Annotated in this window: 15 protein-coding genes; 14 read left to right on the top strand and 1 reads right to left on the bottom strand. The window is 64.4% G+C overall.

All coding sequences use genetic code 11. The features are described from left to right. Window positions 1–21: 21 nt before the first annotated feature. From VSR68_RS07030 to VSR68_RS06995, 8 genes are all read left to right on the top strand, one after another. The gene (locus VSR68_RS07030; protein WP_342939126.1) at window positions 22–1,644 is read left to right on the top strand and encodes an ABC transporter substrate-binding protein; all 1,623 of its coding nucleotides are present in this window, start codon (window positions 22–24) and stop codon (window positions 1,642–1,644) included. A gap of 73 nt (window positions 1,645–1,717) precedes the next feature. Then, entirely contained in the window at window positions 1,718–2,674 is a 957-nt protein-coding gene (locus tag VSR68_RS07025) for an ABC transporter permease (protein WP_342939125.1), read from the top strand. Beyond that, on the top strand, window positions 2,671–3,627 hold the full coding sequence (locus VSR68_RS07020) for an ABC transporter permease (RefSeq protein ID WP_342939124.1): 957 nt from the start codon (window positions 2,671–2,673) through the stop codon (window positions 3,625–3,627). Before VSR68_RS07025 ends, VSR68_RS07020 begins: the two co-directional genes overlap by 4 nt. Then, window positions 3,624–5,456 (top strand): ABC transporter ATP-binding protein, encoded by a 1,833-nt coding sequence (locus tag VSR68_RS07015; protein ID WP_342939123.1) that lies wholly within the window; start codon window positions 3,624–3,626, stop codon window positions 5,454–5,456. Before VSR68_RS07020 ends, VSR68_RS07015 begins: the two co-directional genes overlap by 4 nt. Further along, window positions 5,453–5,773 carry a (2Fe-2S)-binding protein gene (locus VSR68_RS07010; RefSeq protein WP_342939122.1) on the top strand — a complete coding sequence of 107 codons (321 nt, stop codon included), beginning with the start codon at window positions 5,453–5,455 and terminating at the stop codon, window positions 5,771–5,773. Before VSR68_RS07015 ends, VSR68_RS07010 begins: the two co-directional genes overlap by 4 nt. Beyond that, window positions 5,752–7,194, top strand: a complete 1,443-nt coding sequence (locus VSR68_RS07005) for an NAD(P)/FAD-dependent oxidoreductase (RefSeq protein WP_342939121.1) — start codon at window positions 5,752–5,754, stop codon at window positions 7,192–7,194. The genes VSR68_RS07010 and VSR68_RS07005 overlap by 22 nt, the downstream gene beginning before the upstream one ends. Continuing rightward, entirely contained in the window at window positions 7,191–8,360 is a 1,170-nt protein-coding gene (locus VSR68_RS07000) for an FAD-binding oxidoreductase (protein WP_342939120.1), read from the top strand. Before VSR68_RS07005 ends, VSR68_RS07000 begins: the two co-directional genes overlap by 4 nt. Beyond that, on the top strand, window positions 8,357–8,701 hold the full coding sequence (locus VSR68_RS06995; protein WP_342939119.1) for an AraC family transcriptional regulator: 345 nt from the start codon (window positions 8,357–8,359) through the stop codon (window positions 8,699–8,701). Before VSR68_RS07000 ends, VSR68_RS06995 begins: the two co-directional genes overlap by 4 nt. 123 nt (window positions 8,702–8,824) lie before the next feature. Here VSR68_RS06995 and VSR68_RS06990 read toward each other — a convergent pair whose 3' ends face one another. Next, window positions 8,825–9,796, bottom strand: a complete 972-nt coding sequence (locus VSR68_RS06990) for a LysR family transcriptional regulator (RefSeq protein ID WP_342939118.1) — start codon at window positions 9,794–9,796, stop codon at window positions 8,825–8,827. A gap of 101 nt (window positions 9,797–9,897) precedes the next feature. Here VSR68_RS06990 and VSR68_RS06985 point away from each other — a divergent pair, with 101 nt between their 5' ends. The 6 genes from VSR68_RS06985 to VSR68_RS06960 all read left to right on the top strand — a co-directional run bounded on the left by VSR68_RS06985 (window position 9,898) and on the right by VSR68_RS06960 (window position 16,237). Continuing rightward, a complete protein-coding gene (locus VSR68_RS06985; protein ID WP_342939117.1) occupies window positions 9,898–10,974 on the top strand; it encodes an ABC transporter ATP-binding protein in 1,077 nt (358 codons plus the stop codon). Between the two features lie 70 nt (window positions 10,975–11,044). Further along, on the top strand, window positions 11,045–11,755 hold the full coding sequence (locus VSR68_RS06980; RefSeq protein WP_342939116.1) for an HAD-IA family hydrolase: 711 nt from the start codon (window positions 11,045–11,047) through the stop codon (window positions 11,753–11,755). A gap of 2 nt (window positions 11,756–11,757) precedes the next feature. Then, window positions 11,758–13,089: an FAD-binding oxidoreductase gene (locus tag VSR68_RS06975; protein ID WP_342939115.1), complete on the top strand. Its 1,332-nt coding sequence runs from the start codon at window positions 11,758–11,760 to the stop codon at window positions 13,087–13,089. After that, window positions 13,089–13,997 carry an ABC transporter permease gene (locus tag VSR68_RS06970; protein ID WP_428983473.1) on the top strand — a complete coding sequence of 303 codons (909 nt, stop codon included), beginning with the start codon at window positions 13,089–13,091 and terminating at the stop codon, window positions 13,995–13,997. The genes VSR68_RS06975 and VSR68_RS06970 overlap by 1 nt, the downstream gene beginning before the upstream one ends. Continuing rightward, window positions 13,994–14,791, top strand: a complete 798-nt coding sequence (locus tag VSR68_RS06965) for an ABC transporter permease (protein ID WP_342939113.1) — start codon at window positions 13,994–13,996, stop codon at window positions 14,789–14,791. Before VSR68_RS06970 ends, VSR68_RS06965 begins: the two co-directional genes overlap by 4 nt. 18 nt (window positions 14,792–14,809) lie before the next feature. Beyond that, the gene (locus VSR68_RS06960) at window positions 14,810–16,237 is read left to right on the top strand and encodes an aldehyde dehydrogenase family protein (protein ID WP_342939112.1); all 1,428 of its coding nucleotides are present in this window, start codon (window positions 14,810–14,812) and stop codon (window positions 16,235–16,237) included. The last annotated feature ends 56 nt before the right edge of the window (window positions 16,238–16,293 follow it).

Genomic DNA, 16,293 nt, shown 5'->3' with positions numbered 1-16,293 from the left:
ACATCTGACGCGGAGAGTTTCATGAGCATCGATAAATCGCCTGAAGCAGTCGCCGACGCCGGCATCCGGCTCGAAGAGTTGACGCGGCGCGGCGCATCGCGACGCGATGTCCTGCGCGCGATGGCGGCGGGCGGACTGATGTCGCTGACGGGTGCAGGCCTGCTGGCGACGAGCAGTGCCGCATTCGCGCAGCAGCAGGGAAAGCCGAAGCAGGGCGGCAAGATCCGCGTGGCGACGCAATCGTCGTCGTCGGCCGATACGCTCGACCCCGCCAAGGGCGCGCTCGGCACCGACTACGTGCGCGCCAACATGTTCTACAACGGCCTGACGGAACTCGACTCGCACCTCGGCGCGAAGATGGCGCTCGCCGAATCACTGGAAACGAAGGACGCGACCGTGTGGGTCGTCAAGCTGCGCAGCGGCGTGCAATTCCATGACGGCAAGTCGCTCGCGACGAACGACGTCATCTATTCGCTGATGCGTCACAAGGACCCGGCTCTCGGCTCGAAGGCGAAGACGCTCGCCGACCAGATCAAGGAAGCGAAGGCGACGGGCCCGAACGAAGTGACGATCACGCTCGAAGGCGCGAACGCGGATCTGCCCGTGATTCTCGCGACTTCGCACTTCCTCATCGTCAAGGACGGCACGACGGACTTCAAAACAGCCGTCGGCACCGGGCCGTTCAAGCTCAAGGAGTTCTCGCCGGGCGTGCGCACGGTCGGCGTGCGCAACGAGAAATACTGGAAGCCCGGCATGCCGCATCTCGACGAGGTGGAACTGATCGGCATCGGTGACGAATCCGCGCGCGTGAACGCGCTGCTTTCCGGCGACGTGCAACTGATCAACGCAGTGAGCCCGCGCTCGACCGACCGCATCAAGGGCACGCCCGGCTTCTCGGTGCTCGAAACGAAGACGGGCGCGTACACGGACCTGATCATGCGCGACGAAGGCGGCATCACGGGCACGACCGATTTCCGGCGCGGGCTGATGCACCTGATGGATCGCGAGCAGATTCGCCGCGCGGTGTTCCGCGGCTATGGGGCAATCGGCAACGACCAGCCGATCGATCCGACCAACAAGTACTACATGGCCGGTCTGCCGCAACGCGCATTCGATACGGACAAGGCGAAGTTCTATTTCCAGAAGGCGAAGCTCGGCAGCGCGCCCGTGCAGCTGTACGCGTCGCCTGCCGCCGAAGGCTCCGTCGAAATGGCGATGCTGCTGCAGCAGGTCGCGCCGCAAGCGGGACTGAACCTGCAGGTGGTGCGTGTGCCCGCGGACGGCTACTGGTCGAATCACTGGATGAAGCATCCGCTTGGCTACGGCAACATCAATGCGCGCCCGAGCGCCGACGTGCTGTTCACGCAGTTCTTCAAGTCCGACGCGCCGTGGAATGAAGCGAACTGGAAGAACCCCAAGTTCGACCAGATGCTGGTCGCCGCGCGCGGCGAACCGGACGACGCGAAGCGCAAGAAGATCTACGGCGACATGCAGCAGGTCGTCCATGAAGACGGCGGCATCGGTATTCCGCTGTTCCAGAGTTCGCTCGACGCGCATGCGTCGAAGCTCAAGGGCCTCGGCTCGATTCCGCTCGCGGGCCTGATGGGCTTCATGTTCGCGGAAAACGTCTGGCTCGAGGCCTGAGCCTGGGCACGATCCGTCATCACGCGTGCCGCCGACGTGCGGCACGCGGCTTCAACGAAGGAGGCGATATCCGATGAAAGCCCACGCGCAACGTCTCATCGCCGCGCGCCTCGGTCTTGCGTTGCTGACGCTGCTGCTGGTGTCCGCGATCGTGTTCGCGATCACGGGCCTGCTGCCGGGCGACGCCGCGCAACAGGCGCTCGGCCAGGCGGCGACGCCCGAGCAGGTCGCGGCCTTGCGCCATCAGTTCGGCCTCGATCAGCCCGCGTTGCAGCGATATTTTCAGTGGCTGGTGCATGTCGTGACCGGCAACTTCGGCACGTCGCTGTCGAACAACCTGCCTGTCAGTGAGCTGATCGCGACGCGCCTGCCTAACTCGCTGGTGCTTGCGGGATTGACGGCGCTCGTGTCGGTGCCTGTCGCGCTCGTGATCGGCATTCTGTCGGCGATGTTTCGCGGCTCGCTGCTCGACCGCGTGCTCAACGTGCTGACGCTGTCGACGGTGGCCGTGCCCGAGTTTCTGATCGCGACCGTCGCCGTGCTGGTCTTCGCGGTGAAGCTGCGCTGGCTGCCGGCACTGTCGTATCTGTCCGAGGTGACGTCGTTCGGCGCGCTGGTGCGCATCTACGCGATGCCCGTGATGACGCTGTGCTGCGTAATCGTCGCGCAGATGGCGCGCATGACGCGCGCCGCGGTGCTCGACCAGCTCAACGCGTCATACGTGGAGATGGCGCTGCTCAAGGGCGCGTCGCCGATGCGCATCGTATTGCGTCATGTGCTCCCCAACACGATCGGCCCGATTGCTAACGCCGTCGCATTGAGCCTGTCGTATCTGTTCGGCGGCGTGGTGATCGTCGAGTCGATCTTCAACTATCCGGGCCTCGCCAGCCTGATGGTCGATGCCGTCACGAACCGCGACATGCCGCTCGTGCAAGGCTGCGTGATGGTGTTCTGCGCCGCGTACCTTGCGCTCGTGCTGATCGCCGATCTCTGTCAAATCATCTACAACCCGAGGCTGCGTCAACGATGAACCGACCCGCCACATCTCATGCAACGACCGTGCTGTACGCGGTGCCCGATGAAGACGGCAAGCTTTGCGCCGATGCCGTGCAGGAGGTGTCCGTCGAAACGGAAGTCGTCAAACGCGGTCGATTGCGCCGCCTCGTGAACCGATTTTCGGTGCTCGGCCTGATTGGCCTCGCGCTCGTCGTGTTCTGGCTCGGCGTCGCGTTCATTGGACCGCTGGTCGCGCCGTACAAAGGCGGCGCGGTGACGTCGACGGAAATCTTCGGCGTGTACAGCGCCGCGCATCCGCTCGGCACCGATTACCTGGGCCGCGACATGCTGAGCCGCGTGCTTTACGGCACTCAATACACGGTTGGGCTTGCACTCGCATCGACGGTGCTCGCGAGCTGCATCGGCACCTTCTTCGGTCTCGTCGCCGCCGTGTCCGGGCGATGGGTCGACGAAGTCCTGAGCCGCCTGTTCGACGCGCTGATCTCCATTCCGAGCAAGGTGCTCGCGCTCGTCGTGATTGCCGCGTTCGGCTCGTCGGTGCCGATGCTGATCATAGTCGCCGCGCTCGCCTATATTCCCGGCGCTTTTCGCATCTCGCGCTCGCTTGCCGTCAACCTGATGACGCTCGAATACGTCCAGGTCGCGAAGGCGCGCGGCGAAGGGCTGTTCTACATCGCGCGCGTCGAAGTGCTGCCCAACATGATTCATCCGATGCTCGCGGACTTCGGCCTGCGCTTCGTGTTCATCGTGCTGCTGCTCTCGGGCCTCAGCTTTCTCGGCCTCGGCGTGCAGCCGCCGAATGCCGATTGGGGTTCGCTCGTGCGCGAGAACATCGGCGGTCTTGCGGAAGGCGCGCCCGCCGTGCTGATGCCTGCCGTCGCGATCGCGACACTGACGGTCGGCATGAATCTGCTGATCGACAGCCTGCGCCGCCACGGCGCACGCACTCATGGAGGCGGCCGATGAACATGATCGAGGTAAAAGGCCTTCGGGTGGTTGCAGGCACCGCGCCCGATGCCTTCGTCGAGATTGTCAAGGGTGTCGATTTCTCGGTGAAGAAGGGCGAAGTGCTCGCGCTGATCGGCGAATCGGGTTCGGGCAAGACGACAATCGCGCTGTCGCTGCTCGGGCACGCGCGCGGCGGATGTTCGATTGCGGGCGGCTCTGTGAAGATCGGCGGCGTCGATGTGCTGTCGCTCGATGAGAACGGACGGCGCGCGTTGCGCGCGCGCACCGTCGCATACGTTGCGCAGAGCGCATCGGCGGGTTTCAACCCCGCGCGCACGATCATGGACCAGGTGACGGAGCCCGCGCTGCTGCACAAGCTGATGACGCCCGCCGCCGCGCGCGCCAAGGCCATCGAACTGTTCCGCTCGCTCGCGCTGCCCGCGCCGGAAACGATCGGCTCGCGCTATCCGCATCAGGTGTCGGGCGGGCAGTTGCAGCGGCTGATGGCGGCGATGGCGCTGATTACCGATCCCGCCGTCGTCGTGTTCGACGAACCGACCACGGCTCTTGACGTGACCACGCAGATCGAAGTGCTCGCCGCGTTCAAGAAAGTGATCCGCGAACTCGGCACGACGGCGGTGTACGTGTCGCACGATCTGGCCGTGGTCGCGCAGATGGCGGACCGCATCGTCGTGCTCAACGGCGGGATGGTGCGCGAGAACGGCACGACGATGCAAGTGCTCGATGCGCCCGCCGACGAATACACGCGTCAGCTGCTGGCGGCGACCCGGCGTCCTGAGCCGGAGCCGGTATCGCCATTGAAGGACAACCCGCCGCCGCTGCTCGAGATCCGCAATCTGAGCGCGGGCTATGGACGCATCGATGCGAACGGCGTGCCCGCCGTGTGTGTGCTCGACCACGTGAGCCTGAAGATTGCGCGTGGCAGCGCGCTCGGCGTGGTCGGCGAATCGGGCTCTGGGAAGACGACGCTCGCGCGTGTCGTGGCGGGGCTGGTGGATCGCGCGCGCGGCGACGTATTGCTCGACGGCAAGCCGCTGCCCGCGAAGCTCTCCGAGCGGACACCCGATCAGTACCGGCGCGTGCAGATCGTTTTCCAGAATGCCGACACCGCGCTCAATCCGAGCCGCACGATCGCCGACATCCTCGCGCGCCCGATGTGCTTCTATCACGGCCTGCGCGGCGCGGGAGCGCATAAACGGATGCTGGAACTGCTCGATCTGGTGAGGCTGCCTGCATCGGTTGCAAAGCGCCAGCCGGGTGGTCTGTCGGGCGGGCAGAAGCAGCGGGTGAATCTGGCACGCGCGCTCGCCGCGAACCCCGCGCTGATTCTCTGCGATGAGGTGACGTCCGCGCTCGATACAGTGGTCGGCGCAGCGATCCTCGATCTGCTCGCGGAACTGCGCCGCGAACTGAGCGTGTCGTACATGTTCATCAGCCACGACATTTCAACGGTGCGTGCGATCTGCGAGGACGTGATCGTGCTCTATGCCGGTCAATGCGTGGAAGCCGGCCAGCGGAGCGTGCTGGCGGCGGCGGCGCCGCATCACCCGTACACAGGCCTGCTGGTCGATTCCGTGCCTGCGCTGCGGCCCGGCTGGCTCGACTCGCGGCGTGCGCTGACGGGCGGCGCGTTGCCGTCGATGGGTCCCGCCAGCGATTCGAGCGAACTGTGCAGTTTCCGCGCGCGCTGTCCAGCGCGCATCGATGGCAAGTGCAACCTCGTGCCGCCTCCGATCAAGCTAATGCCTTCGGGTGCGCAGATTCGCTGCCACCGTTCCGCAGCGGAACTGATGCGCATGCAGTCACCTGATACGGTGACGGCATGAACGCGCGCTTCGTGAGGGTGGCGGAGACGGGACGCAAGACGTTCGACATCACCGTCGACGGCCTTGTCACGCAGGTGGCCGAAGGCGACACGCTGATGGTCGCGTTGCTGACGACGCAAGACACGTTGCGCGATTCCGAGTTCGGCGACGGCCGCCGCGCGGGCTTTTGCCTGATGGGCGCGTGCCAGGACTGCTGGGTCTGGACGATGCAAGGTGAACGCGTGCGCGCCTGCACGACCTCTGCCGCGCCGGGCATGTCGATCGTCACGCGCATCGCGTTCGTCGGGGAGGGCGTATGGCCACGCATCGGGACCTGAAGCAGTGGAGGGTGATCGTGATCGGGGCTGGGCCAGCGGGTGTGCGAGCGGCACAGGCGCTCGTCGAAGCGGGGCTGCGTCCGACGGTCATCGATGAAGGGCGTCGTGACGGCGGTCAGATTTATCGACGTCAGCCGGAAGGCTTCTCGCGCTCGTATGAAACGCTGTATGGGACGGAGGCAGCGCGTGCCGCGTCGCTGCATCGCGACTTCGATGCGTTGCGCGCGCAGATCGACTATCTGCCCGACACGCTTGTCTGGAATATCGGGCCGAAGGCGCTGCATGTCGTGAGTGGCACGCGCTACGACGAACTCGCGTTCGATGCGCTGATCGTATGCAGCGGCGCGACGGATCGGCTGATGCCCGTTCCCGGCTGGCATCACGCGGGCACGTTCAGTCTTGGCGGCGCGCAGGTCGCGCTGAAATCGCAAGGCTGCGCGGTAGGCGCGCGCACCGTGATGGTGGGCACGGGGCCGTTGCTGTATCTGGTGGCCGCGCAATACGTGAAGGCGGGCGCGACGGTGAGCGCGGTGCTCGATACGTCGACGTTCGCACAGCGCATGCGCGCGCTGCCCCAGTTGCTCGCGATGCCCGCGACGTTGCGCAAGGGCATTGCGCTGATGAATGTCCTGCGTCGCGCCCGCGTGCCCGTTCATCGCGGCGTGACGCCCGTTGCAATCGATGGTTCGTCCGGGCACGGCGTGACGGGCGTTCGCGTGACGCTCGCCAATGGCGCGACGCTCGACATGAATTGCGATGCCGTTGCGCTCGGCTATCACTTGCGTGCCGAGACGCAGCTTGCCGATCTCGCTGGCTGCGAATTCCGTTTCGACCACGCGACGCAGACGTGGCTTCCGCATATCGACGCGGATGGCCGCAGCAGCGTCGCGGGCGTCTATCTTGCGGGCGACGGCGCGCGCGTGCGCGGCGCCGATGCAGCGGAACGCGCGGGCCGGCTCGCTGCGTTGGCCGCGCTGCACGATGCGGGCATCGAACGCGAAGGCGCTCGACAGTTGCGCGCGGAACTGGCGCGCTTCACGCGATTCGCAGCGGGCTTGCGAACGGCGTTTCCCTGGCCCGCGCGCTTTGCTGCGGCGCTGCCCGATGACACGATTGTGTGCCGTTGCGAGGCGATCACGGCAGGCGAATTGCGGCGTGTCGTGCGCGACATGGGCGCGAAGGAAGCGAATCGCGCGAAGGCGTTTTCTCGTGTTGGCATGGGCCGTTGCCAGGGGCGCTTCTGCGCGCATGCAGGCGCCGAAGTGATCGCAGCCGAGGCACGCGTGCCGCTCGAAGCCGTCGGACGGCTGCGCGGACAGGCGCCCGTCAAGCCGCTGCCGATGACGCTCGTGCCGAAACGTGCAGTTCGACGCGATTCCGAACAAGAAACAGGCAACTGCGCACAGGAGTTCAGCGAATGAGTGATCGTGCCGATGTGATTGTGATCGGCGGCGGGATCGTCGGGACGTCGACGGCGTTTTTTCTGCGGCGCAGACAGCGTTTGGTGATCCTTCTCGAACGCGGATTGACGGGACAACAGGCGAGCGGCGTCAACTTCGGTGGTGTGCGCCGCCAGGGTCGCGCGCTGACGCAACTCGCGATGGCCAATCGCGCGCTCGATACCTGGCGCCGTTCGAAAGAACTCCTTGGAGAAGACGTCGAGTTTTTGCCGTCGGGCCATACGCGCGTGTGCTATCACGCGCACGACGCCGAGTATTTTCATCGCTATGCCGTCGAGGCCCGGGCGTATGACCTCGATCTGGAAGTGCTCGAAGGCGCGGCGATGTTCAGGCGCTTTCCATTTCTGGGCCGCGAGGTGTTAGCCGCATCCATTTCGCCGCTCGACGGTCACGCGAATCCGCGGCTTGCCGCGCCTGCATTTGGGCGTGCGGCGGCGCGTCTTGGCGCACGCATCGTCGAGAACACCGAGATCTTGCGTGTCGAGAAAGAAGCCGGCGGCTTTCGCGTCGAGAGTGCGGCGGGCGACGTCTATCGCGCGGAGCAGGTGTTGATCTGCGCGGGCGCATGGGCGAACGCCCTGTCTACGCAATTCGGCGAACGGGTGCCGCTCGTCGTGCGCGGACCGCAAATGGCCGTCACGGAGCCCGTGCCCTACGTGTTCAAGTCGTCGATGGGCGTGTACACGTCGATCAAGGAAGAGAGCGTGTATTTCCGGCAGATTCCGCGCGGCAATATCGTGCTCGGCGGCGGGCCGTCTGGTCCCGCTGATGCCGTGACACGGCGTGCGTCGGTGCTGCCCGAAAACACCGTGCAGCAGATCGCGCAGTTCCGCCGCCTCGTGCCCGCGCTCGCGCCGTTGCATGTAATTCGCGTATGGAGCGGCGTCGAAAGCTATCTGCCCGATTACGAGCCGGTGATCGGGCCGAGCGCGAAGGCCGATGGGCTCTTCTATGCGTTCGGCTTCAGCGGATCGGGATTCCAGATCGGTCCGGGCGTCGGCGAGACGCTGGCCGAGCTGATGGACGCGGGCAGCACGCCAATTCCGCTCGAACCGTTTTCAATCGGGCGATTCCAGCACGCCGTGCACTCGCAAGGCGCATCGCCCACTATCGAGGTTTCTTCATGAGTACCGTCAACCGATCGTCCGTGACTCTCGGCGATGCGCTCGCCTATATCGAGGCGAATTTCGACAAGACGGTGAGCCTCGCGCAACTGGCCGAACTGTCGGCGCTTAGCGTGTCGCGGTTTGCCACTGTATTCAGGCAGCAGATCGGGCTTTCGCCGTACAGGTATCTATGCAGCGTGCGCGTGCGGCGCGCGCAGAGCTTGCTGCTGGCGGGCGTGCCCGGATCGGTGGTGGCGACGGAGGTCGGTTTCTTCGATCAGAGTCATCTGGCGCGCCACTTCAAGCGGTTTTGCGGCGTGACGCCGAGCATGTTCCTGCAGAACGCGCGAGGGGCGAGGTGAGGGAACTCGCCAATGAGTTTAGCGGGGCATCTTTGTTCTGCCTGGCATTCGCGGCGTAGGCGCATCGCGGATGCCAGCGCAAAGGCAAAAAACAACCGGTGCTGCAGACAAAAAAGCCGCCGCTTAGCCGAACTTGAGCCCCTTCTGCTCCATGGTTTCCCGCAACCTTAGCCCAGGGTACTTCTTCTCGACGACCCGCAGATCGTTGCACATCTCTTCGATCAGCCAGTCGCGCACATTCGCGACGAACGGCCGTAGCGGTTTGTTGGCGGGTGTCACCAGACAGCAGCGCCGGTTCGTCACGATGATCTCTTCTTCGGCAGGCAGCAACGCGCCTTGCGCCAGCCAGTGCGACACGACATTGAGCCAGCCCAGCGCCATGCCCTGGCCAAGCAGGGCGGCCTGCACGACGATCGCGTAGTCGCTGAAGCTCAGCATGCTGGCGACGTGCCGTGCGTGTCCGGCGAACGCGTCGAAGCGCTCGTGCCAGCCGCGCTGCTCGTCGTCCATTACGATGACTGTGTCGCCGTGCCGGCGGCCCGCGTCGGTCTGCGAAATCTCCTGATAGCGCTGGTTGCACACGGGCAAGAGCGTTTCGGGCATCACCAGCACCGCGTTCTCGTCGATCTCCCCATCGTGCAGAAAGCGCATGCCGAGATCGACATCGTTGAGCGGACCGCCGATGCGCCCCGATATCAGCTGAAAGCGCAAGTCGATATTGGGAAAAGCCTGATTCAGGCGGCCCATGCGCGGCATCAGCCAGTGCGTGGTGAAGCCCGTCGATACCGACAGCATGACCGACTCGACACCCGTCGCACGCGCCTCGATTTCCCTGATTGCGTTTTCGATCCCATTGAAGCCTTCCGAGATCGCGCGGTACAGAACCCTGCCACTTTCGGTCAGCTCGATGCCACCGCGGACGCGCTCGAACAGACGCACGCCGATATGGTCCTCCATGCGCGCCAGCATGCGGCTCACGGCAGGCTGGCTCACGTATAGCTCCTGCGCCGCGCGCGTGAAGTTGCCGCAACGGGCGGCCGCTTCGAACACAAACAGCGCATTGGCGCTCGGGAGTTTCCTGCGAAGATTTGGCATGACTTGATGTTATGCCCGATCCAACAATTTGGGAATTGCCGTCAAAAAGAACGGGACTTATATTTTTTCTCAAGTCACCCCTTTCCAGCGAGAGATACGCAATGGACGCACGAGCGAAAACGGGAGTATCGATCCGGTCGGCAACGAAGCGTTACGGTCCGGTGGTCGCGCTGGACGACGTGTCGCTCGATATCGCACCCGGTGAATTCGTGTCGCTGCTCGGGCCGTCCGGTTCGGGGAAGACGACGCTGCTCGGCATCCTCGGCGGCTTCGTTCAGCCGACCTCGGGCGCGGTCTGGGTCGGGGAGCGCGACGTTACATTTGTGCCGCCGCACAAACGCGACATCGGCATCGTGTTCCAGAACTATGCGCTGTTTCCGCACATGACGGTCGGCGAGAACGTGGCCTTTCCGTTGCGCGCGCGCCGCGAGCCGAAAGCGGGCTGGGCGAAGAAAGTCGCCGACGCGCTCGCCATGGTGGAACTGAGCGGCTACGAGTCTCGCAACATCAGCCAGTTGTCGGGCGGCCAGCGTCAGCGCGTGGCGCTCGCACGCGCGATGGTGTTCGAGCCGCAACTGATCCTGATGGACGAACCGCTCTCCGCACTCGACAAGCAATTGCGCGAGACCATGCAGATCGAACTGCGCCGCCTGCATCGCAAACTCGGCGCGACCATCATCAATGTCACGCACGATCAACGCGAAGCGCTCACGATGAGCGACCGCGTCGCCGTATTGAAGGACGGCAGGCTCGTGCAGATCGACACGCCCGAGCGTCTCTATGACCGGCCCTGCGATGCGTTCGTCGCGAGCTTCATTGGCGAAGCGACGCTGCTCGACGTGAGCCGCGCCGGCGACGATGCCGTGCGTCTCGGCGATGCCGTGTTGCGCACCGCGCATCGGCTGCCGCGCGGTGAAAAGCTGCTGCTCGCGGTGCAGACCGAAAAGCTCGTGATTGACGGCGGCGATGCGCACGCAAGCGCGAACCGTCTGTCGTGCCGTGTCACGGAAGTGCTGTACCAGGGTGAGAGCTTGCGCGTGTTCGCCTCGCTCGCCGACGGCACGGCCATCAGCTTGAGACAGCCCGGCAGCCACGAAGCGCGCCGGCGCATTCCATCGCCGGGCGCGCAGATGACCGTCGCGCTCGATCCTCAGGACACGATCGTCGTGTCCGCCTGATTTCTCTCGCCGCCTGTGCACGGGCATTCTGTCTTACCCGATTCACGCAAACTGCAAAGGGATGATGCAAATGAAGCTCACCGATTTCAAGGTTCTGACGTTCGACGTCGTCGGCACGCTAATCAACTTCGAGAAGGGCGTGCTCGCGTCCGTACGGCGTCTGGGCGGCACGAAAGCGAAAGACCTGACCGACGACGAGATCTTCGAACCGTACATGCGCGGCCGCGCGACATATCCGGGCCGTTCGAGCCACGAGATGGCGAACGTGTATCTGTATCTCGCGAAAGAACTTGGCCTGCCCGACGATGCGCAATCGGCCGCTGCATTCCAGCGCGACGTGCTCGACTGGCCCGCGTTCGAGGATTCCGTCGCTGCGTTGAAGCGCCTGCGTAAGCACTATCGTCTCGTCGCGATGACGAATGCGGATCGCGTCGCGCTGTCGGCGTATGCGCACACGCTCGACGATCCGTTCGACGACACCGTGTGTTGCGACGAAACGGGGGTCGCGAAACCCGATCCGCAGTTCTTCGCCTATAACCGCGGACGTCAGGCTGCGTTCGGCTACAAGGTCAACGAGATCCTGCACACCGCGCAGAGCCAGTATCACGACATCGGCATCGCGACGAAGCTGGGTTACTCGACCTGCTGGATCGAGCGTCGCCAGGGCATGAAAGGTTTCGGCGCAACGCCCGTTCCCGAAAACGTCACTCAGCCGACGTTCAGGTTCGCGACGCTCGCCGCGCTCGCGGATGCCGTCGAAGCCGAAGCGCGCGCCGCCTGATCATGCTCGCGCCGACGACACCGCACAGGCCGCAGCCGGATTCGCTCTGGCGGGCGATGGCTGCGCGTTCGCCCGTCATGCACGCGCCCGTCAGCACGGGCACGCCGCTCTCGCGCGATCTGATCGTCGATGTGGCGATCATCGGCGCGGGGTATTCGGGCCTCGCGGCGGCGTATGCGCTGCAAAAGCGCGGGACCGAGTGCGCGGTGTTCGATGCGAACCCCGTTGGATGGGGCGCGAGCGGGCGCAATGGCGGCGTGGTGTCGTCCAAGTTCCGTCTATCGTTTCCGTCGATTGCCAGCACGTACGATCTCGACACCGCGAAGCGCATGCATCGGCTCGCGCATGACGGCGTGCGCGTCGTCGAACAGTTCGTCGACGAGTTCAAGATCGGGCGCGCCAGCTTCGAACACACAGGCAGCCTTCGTTGCGCGCACACGGAGCGCGCGTTCGCGTCGATTCGCGCCGAAGCCGACTGGGTGCGCACGCAATTGGGCGATACGTCGATGACGGTTCTCTCGCGCGAGGAGGTGACGCACGAGACGGGATCGAAGGGCTTTGTCGGCGGCGTGCTGAGCGCCGACGCGGGCACGATCCTGCCGCTCGAGTACGTGCGCGGCATCGCACGTGGCCTGACGGCGCGCGGCGTCCCCATCTACGAATCGACGCCGGTTCTCGACATCAAGCGCGTGCAGGAAGGGGTCGTGATGCGCGCACCCGGCGGCACGGTGCGCGCGAAGCAGGTGATCGTCGCGACCAATGCCTACTCGAATCTCACCGATGCGACCTCTCCCTATCGACGCGAACTCGTGCCGTTTCGCAGCGCGATGATCGCCACGGAAAGACTGCCTGCGGAACTCGACGCGAAGCTGATGGTCAACCGGCGCAGCTACACCGAGACGCGCCGCATGATGAAGTGGTTTCGCAAGGTTGACGGGCGCATGCTGTTCGGCGGGCGCGATGCGTTCGGCAAGGAGGGCCAGGCAACGGGCTTCGACGCGTTGCAGCGCGCGATGGTCGCGCTCTTTCCCGATCTCGCGGGCGTGCGGGTCGAGTACCGGTGGTCGGGTTATGTCGGGATGACGTTCAACGCGTTGCCGCATGTCGGGCGCAGCGACGATGTCACGACTTTTTGTCTTGGGTATAACGGAGCAGGCGTCGCGATGGCGAGCCTGATCGGCCAGCATGCGGCCGCGCTGGCGCTCGGCGAGAAGCCGGAGCTTGCGTTGCTCGCACAGGAGGGCTTGCGGCCCGTGCCGTTTCATTCGCTGCGCGCACCGGGCGTCCGGCTCGTCGCTGCGTGGTATCAGTTTCTCGACGCCGTGGGTGCATGATGACGACAGTCAAACGGATATTTCAGGAACAGACTGTGACGCAGGCCGCTACGATCGATCCGTCGGTTCACCATCAGCGGCGCGAAGATCGCACGATGCTGCTGTTAATGGGGCCTGCGCTGTTCGTCGTCGTCGTGCTGCTCGTGTTGCCGCTCGCGTGGCTTTCGTGGCAGTCGGTCTATCACGATGGCGCGTTCACGCTCGCCAACTATCGGCGCATCTTTACAGGCACGTATCTCGACACGTTCCTGCTGACGTTCAGGCTGAGCTTCATCGTGACAGGCATTACGCTGTTGCTCGGCTATCCCGTCGCGTATTTCGCGGCATCCGTCCCGCCGAAATGGAGCGCGCTGATACTCGGCATGGTGATCCTGCCGTTCTGGACCAGCGTGCTCGTGCGCACCTATGCGTGGCTCGTGCTGCTGCAACGCACGGGGCTCGTGAACAAGGCGCTTATGTCGATGGGTTTGATCGACAGACCCGTGCAGCTTGCGTATAACCAGTTCGGCACGATCATCGCGATGGTGCATATCCTGCTGCCGTTCATGGTGCTGCCGCTTTACTCCGCGATGCAGAAGATTCCGGCCAACCTGTCGCAGGCGGGCGCGAGCCTCGGCGGCTCGCCGCTGCATGTGTTCTGGCGCGTGTTCCTGCCGTTGTCGATGAGCGGCGTCGTGGCGGGCGTGACACTCGTGTTCGTGCTGTGTCTCGGCTTCTACATCACGCCTGAGCTGATGGGCGGCGGCAAGTCGATCATGGTTTCGATGGTCGTGAGCCGCAACGTCGAGATCTATAACAGCTGGGGCGCGGCGAGTGCCGTCAGCGTCGTGCTGCTGATCTGCGTGTTCGCGATCTTCTATGCCGCGAGCCGCGTGATTCCACTCGAAAAGACCCTGGGCGCGAAATGAACAAGATCTCGTTCGGAAGAGTGACGCTCGGCGCGGCTGTCGTGCTGATCCTCGTATTCCTGATGCTGCCCGTCGTGATCGTCGTACCGCTGTCGTTTTCAGACACGCGTTTTATGACGTTCCCGCCGCCGGCGTACTCGCTGCGCTGGTACCACTCGTTCTTCGACAATCCCGCATGGATCGACGCGGCGCGCGTCACGTTGACGGCTTCCGTATGCGCCGCGCTGATCGCGACGCCGCTCGGCATTGCGGCCGCATATGGTATCCAGCATGGCTCACACTGGTCGGTGCGCTATCTGCGCACGCTGCTGATGCTGCCGCTGATGGTGCCGATCATCATCGTCGCGGTGGGCGTGTTCTTCGTGTTCACGCAAGCGGGGTATGTGAATACGCTCGGCGGCCTGATCGTCGCCGATACGATGCTCGGGCTGCCGTACGTGCTGATCTCCGTCGGCGCGGACTTGCGAACCTTCGACCGCACGCAGGAGATGGTCGCGCGCAGTCTCGGCATGAACCGTTTTCGCAGCTTCATGGCGGTGACGCTGCCGCAGATCAAGGCAAGCGTGATTTCCGGCGCGGTGTTCGTGTTCATTCAGGCGCTGGATGAAACGGTGGTTGCGCTATTCATTTCGGGCGGCTCGAACCAGACGCTGACGCGGCGCATGTTCGTCACGCTGCGCGACGAGATCGATCCGACTATCGCCGCGATCAGCACGATGCTGACGGCGCTGACATTGTGTCTCGTGATGATCGTCGTCGTGAGCCGTCGCTCGTCGGCCGTCGCGCGGGCCTGATTTCTTTCTGGGAAACGGATGTCCAATTCACTGAAGTTCTATATCGACGGCGCGTGGGTCGAGCCGTCCGGCACAGCGCGTCTGCCCGTCATCGATCCTTGCTCCGGAGAGCCGTTCGCCGAAGTGGCGCTCGGCAATCCGCAGGATGTCGATCGTGCGGTTGCGGCAGCGAAGCGCGCGTTCGCATCGTTTTCCCGCACGCTGCCTGAGGAACGCGTCGCGCTGATCCGGCGCATTCTCGATGCGTATCTCGAACGCTATGACGAGATGGCCGCGACGATCATGCGCGAAATCGGCGCGCCTGCGACGCTCTCTCGCGCGTGGCAAGCGGCACTCGGCAAGCGGCATCTGGAAGAAGTGCTGCGCGCGTGCGAGACGTTCGAATGGCAGCGCAAGCGTGGCACGACGCTGATCAATCACGAACCAGTCGGTGTCGTCGCGTTGATTACGCCGTGGAACTGGCCGATCAATCAGATCGTGTGCAAGGTCGCGCCCGCGATCGCCGCGGGCTGCACGATGGTACTGAAGCCCAGCGAGGTGTCGCCGCTCAATGCCGTGCTGTTTGCGGAAATGATCGATGCGGCGGGCGTGCCTGCCGGTGTATTCAACCTGGTGAATGGCGATGGGCCGACGGTGGGCGCTGCGCTGTGCAGTCATCCTGATGTCGATATGGTGTCGTTCACGGGTTCGACGCGCGCTGGCGTCGAGATTGCAAGGCTGGCCGCGCCGACCGTCAAGCGCGTGCATCAGGAACTGGGCGGCAAATCGGCCAACATTCTGCTCGACGACGTGGACCTCGAAGCGGCCGTGACGGCGGGCGTGAATTCGTGCTTCGGCAATAGCGGCCAGTCATGCAATGCGCCGACGCGGATGCTGGTTCCCGCGTCGCGGCATGACGAAGCGGTGGAGATCGCGCGGCGGGCGGCGCTAGCGCATCGCGTCGGCCCTGCGGACGATGCGGCGACGACGATGGGGCCCGTAGTCAGCGACGTGCAGTTCGCGCGTGTGCAGCGGCTGATCGGCGTCGGTATCGACGAAGGGGCGCAGCTGGTGACGGGTGGTCTGGGCCGTCCCGATGGACTGACGCGCGGGTATTACGTGAAGCCGACTGTGTTCGCGCATGTGAGTCCGTCAATGACAATTGCGCGCGAAGAGATCTTCGGTCCTGTTCTGTCCATCATGCCGTATCGCGATGAAGAGGATGCGATCGCGATCGCAAACGATACGCCGTTCGGGCTTGCCGCTTATGTGCAGTCCGCGGATATCGTGCGGGCGAGGCAGGTTGCTTTTCGCATGCGGGCGGGCAGCGTCTATGTGAACTATCCGGCCTGGGATGCGGGCGCGCCGTTCGGCGGGTATAAGCAGTCGGGGAATGGCCGGGAATATGGGGAATGGGGACTCGAAGCGTTTCTCGAGGTGAAGGGGATTGTGGGGTTTGGGGGCTAAAGAAAGTACGAAGGTAAACTCCGCTTAAAGCAGTGGTGCCCGCATGGCGCTGAGCA

It is taken from the genome of Paraburkholderia phymatum (assembly GCF_038900715.1).
Classification (GTDB): domain Bacteria; phylum Pseudomonadota; class Gammaproteobacteria; order Burkholderiales; family Burkholderiaceae; genus Paraburkholderia; species Paraburkholderia phymatum_A.
The sequence above is the reverse complement of the archived record's forward strand: the minus strand, read 5'-3'. Positions and strand labels throughout refer to the sequence as shown.